Genomic DNA, 3,695 nt, shown 5'->3' on the forward strand with positions numbered 1-3,695 from the left:
TCAAAAACCGACATGCGGTAATTGTACGGAAGCGACAGATAGCGTGTCACCGCGGGGCCGAGTTCGTGCATCTATGGTTGCGGAGTCCTCAGAAAAATTTTGACGATGGAGGCACGATGAAACGGTCCAGCCGGTATGGAATCGCAGCTTGCAGCCTGATGCTAGCTCTCACCCTGCAGAGCAGCGCGCAGCAGGACAAATCCAAGCGTCCTAGCCCGCCGGGCACAGCAAGCTTCAAATTCGACGATGGCAAGACGATCACTATCAGTTATAGCCGTCCCAAGATCAACGACCCGAAGAGCGGGCAGCCGCGTAAGATTTACGGCGGTCTCGTGCCCTACGGTGAAGTCTGGAGGGCCGGCGCCAACGAAGCTACTTCTTTCGTCACGCAGGCCGATCTCACGGTTGGCAACACGAAGGTCCCCGCCGGCAACTACACGCTGTACATCCTGCCGGCCGAGAATGGGCCGTGGAAACTCATCATCAGCAAGAAGACCGGGCAGTGGGGGATTCCCTATCCGGGCGAGGCATCCGACCTGGCCCGCATCGACATGCAGACGGCGAAGACCCCGGCGACAGTCCAGGAGTTCACCATTTCCTTCGACAAGCGCAGCCCGAATGCCGGGGTGATGAAGTTCGACTGGGAAAACACCAGCGCGTCGGTAGATTTCAGCGAAGCAAATCCGTAGCCGAGAACGAAACCGGTCCTGGGCCCGCGGATTTTCGCGAGTTCAGGACCGAAGTCATTCGCGCCGCGAACCGACTGGCACTCACAGCCTGAGAGTGCTTCCCGATTCAGCTCTCACAATCCCGCAGCAGCGCTCGATGAGGATTGCACCCGCTATGCCCGGCGGTTAGAATTCTTCCGCGCGGAGGTGCCCCATGCCTCGCTACGAATTCTTCTGCGAAGATTGCCAAAAAGAATTTGAAGTGATTCTCACCCTTAGTGAATACGAAAAGGGCAAGGTGAAGTGCCCGAAGTGCGACGGCAAGCACGTTCACCAGGAAGCCGCGGCGTTCTTTGCCGTTACGTCCAAGAAATCATAACCACCAAGGACACAAAGGGCCACTACCGACAAGAATAAGGCCGGACTGTGTTCGTCCGGCCTTCGTGCTGCTGAGTGTTCTTTGAGGTTGTTGCTTTAATCGCCCTTCGCGGATTGTGCCTGCGGCTTCCAGCGCAGGATCGGCTGGCGCGCGGCCCGGACTTCATCCAGCCGGGAGATGCGCGTCGTGTGCGGTGCGTTGATCACCGTTTCCGGCTCGGACTCGCACTCCTGCGCCACCTGTTTCATGGCATCGATGAACAAATCCAATTCCTCGATGGACTCGCTTTCCGTCGGCTCAATCATCAGGGCGCCGTGCACGATCAGCGGAAACGACACCGTGTAGGGATGAAATCCATAATCGATGAGCCGCTTCGCGATGTCCCCCGTCTTGATACCTTTGGCTGTCTGCTTGTGATCGCTGAATACGACCTCATGCATGCTGGGCGTTGAGTACGGCAGATCGTAAACGCCATCCAGCTTCTTGCGAATGTAGTTGGCGTTGAGCACCGCGTCTTCGGTGGTCTGCAACAGGCCGTCGCGGCCGTTCGCCATGATGTAGGCCAGCGCGCGCACGTGCATGCCAAAGTTGCCGTAAAAGGCGCGCACCCGCCCGATCGACTGCGGGCGATCGTAATCGAACCCAAGCGAGCCGTCTTTCTTGGTGACGACCACCGGGACCGGCAGAAAAGGCTCCAGAATTTTCTTGCACGCCACCGGACCGGAGCCGGGTCCACCGCCGCCATGAGGCGTGGAAAACGTCTTATGCAAGTTCAGGTGCATCACGTCCACGCCGAAGTCGCCCGGACGCACCTTGCCGACCAGCGCGTTCATGTTGGCGCCATCCATGTAGACCAGGCCGCCCTTGCGATGGACGATGTCGGCAATTTTGTGGATGTCCTGCTCGAAAACGCCAAGCGTGTTGGGGTTGGTGAGCATCAGCGCCGCGACATCCTGATTCATCTGAGCTTCCAGCGACGGGATGTCGACCATCCCCCGGGCGTTGGACTTCAGATTCTCTACCGCGTAACCGGCGATGGCCGCGGTGGCAGGGTTGGTGCCGTGCGCCGAGTCTGGAATCAGGATCTTCTTGCGTGGATCGCCTTTGGATTGCAGGTAGGCGCGCGCCAGCAGGATTCCGGTGAGTTCGCCATGCGCGCCGGCGGCCGGCTGAAGCGTGATCGCCTCCATGCCGCAAATTTCCATCAGCGCCTTGCGCAGCACTTGCAGGATGAGCAGCGCTCCCTGCGACACCCTCTCCGGCTGGTAGGGATGCGCATTGGCCAGACCGTCCAGGCGCGCCACGATTTCGTTGATCCGCGGGTTGTACTTCATGGTGCAGGAGCCCAGCGGATAAAGCCCGGTATCGACGCCGTAATTCCACGTCGAGATGCGGGTGAAGTGGCGGATGATTTCGATCTCGCTGACCTCGGGCATGTTCCCCAAGTCCGGGCGGGCTGAGTTGCCCAGCAGTTTCGATGGATTGACGTCGGGCACGTCGAGTTGGGAGAGCTTGTATCCCTTCTTGCCGGGCGATGACTTCTCGAAAATCAGCCCTTCATTCTGGTTGACGTGCGTGGTGGCTTTCCTGATCTTGCCGCTCATCGCGCCACCTCCGGCGCTTCCAAAACGCCCCGTTCTCGCGCGCCTTGCGCTGACAGCCCTCTCGCGGCTGCGTCAATCGCCGTCTTGCGGGTCAGTTCCGTGCAACACCACAGCGAGGCATTGCCCAGCTCGGGATAGAACTTCTTCAGCGGCAACCCACCGATGATCTTCTGGTCCAGCATGCGATCGTTGAGCGTCTTGGGATCATCGCCGGTCTGCACGACAAATTCGTTGAAACGCGGCGCGCCCTGAAACAACACCTGGGTGCTCTTGCCGAATTGCTCGACGGCATACGCGGTTTTTGCCAGGTTCTGTACCGCCAGTTCCTTCAGCCCTTCGCGCCCGTACACGGTCATGAAGACGGTTGCCATCAGCGCGATCAAAGCCTGGTTGGTACAGATGTTCGAGGTCGCCTTCTCCCGCCGGATGTGCTGCTCGCGGGTGGAAAGCGTGAGCACGAAACCGCGGCGGCCCTGCTTGTCCTGGGTTTGCCCGACCAGCCGGCCCGGCATCTGGCGAACGAATTTTTCCTTGGTCGCGATGACGCCGGCATAAGGTCCGCCGAAGCTCAGCGGCACGCCGAACGACTGCGCCTCCATGGCGACAATGTCCGCCTCCTGCGGCGGCTTTACGATCCCGAGCGAGACCGCCTCGGCAATCGCCACCACCAGCAGCGCGCCCTTGCGATGGGCAATGTCGGCGATCGCTGCCACGTCTTCAATCGTGCCGAAAAAGTTCGGTGACTGGATGAGCACGCACGCAGTGTCCTCGGTGATCGCCTTTTCCAGCGCCGCCATGTTGATCCGGCCGCTCTCGAGGTAGGCGACCTCCGAGATCGGCATGCCCTGGTTCTTGGCGTAGCTGGCCAGAACCTCGCGGTATTCCGGGTGGACGCTGCGAGCCACCACGGCGCCGCGGCGCCCGATCACGCGAGCGGCCATCATCGCCGCCTCGGTGGTCGCGGTGGAACCGTCGTACATCGAGGCGTTCGCGACTTCCATGCCGGCGAGTTCGCAGATCATGGTCTGGAATTCGAAGATGGCC

Annotated in this window: 4 protein-coding genes; 2 read left to right on the top strand and 2 right to left on the bottom strand. The window is 60.4% G+C overall.

The window, feature by feature from the left end:
• Positions 1-116 precede the first annotated feature (116 nt).
• Both VFI82_12890 and VFI82_12895 read left to right on the top strand, forming a co-directional pair.
• Positions 117-689: a DUF2911 domain-containing protein gene (locus tag VFI82_12890; protein ID HET7185578.1), complete on the top strand. Its 573-nt coding sequence runs from the start codon at positions 117-119 to the stop codon at positions 687-689.
• 193 nt (positions 690-882) lie between these two features.
• Positions 883-1,047, top strand: a complete 165-nt coding sequence (locus VFI82_12895) for a zinc ribbon domain-containing protein (protein HET7185579.1) — start codon at positions 883-885, stop codon at positions 1,045-1,047.
• Between the two features lie 95 nt (positions 1,048-1,142).
• On the opposite strand, the gene gcvPB is transcribed toward VFI82_12895, so the two are convergent.
• Entirely contained in the window at positions 1,143-2,651 is a 1,509-nt protein-coding gene (gene gcvPB, locus VFI82_12900) for an aminomethyl-transferring glycine dehydrogenase subunit GcvPB (GenBank protein HET7185580.1), read from the bottom strand.
• Positions 2,648-3,695 (bottom strand): aminomethyl-transferring glycine dehydrogenase subunit GcvPA (gcvPA, locus tag VFI82_12905; GenBank protein HET7185581.1); only part of this gene is annotated, 1,048 nt, incomplete at its 5' end. The genes gcvPA and gcvPB, both read right to left, overlap by 4 nt.

The organism is Terriglobales bacterium, assembly GCA_035691485.1.
Lineage (GTDB): Bacteria > Acidobacteriota > Terriglobia > Terriglobales > Acidobacteriaceae > JAIQGF01.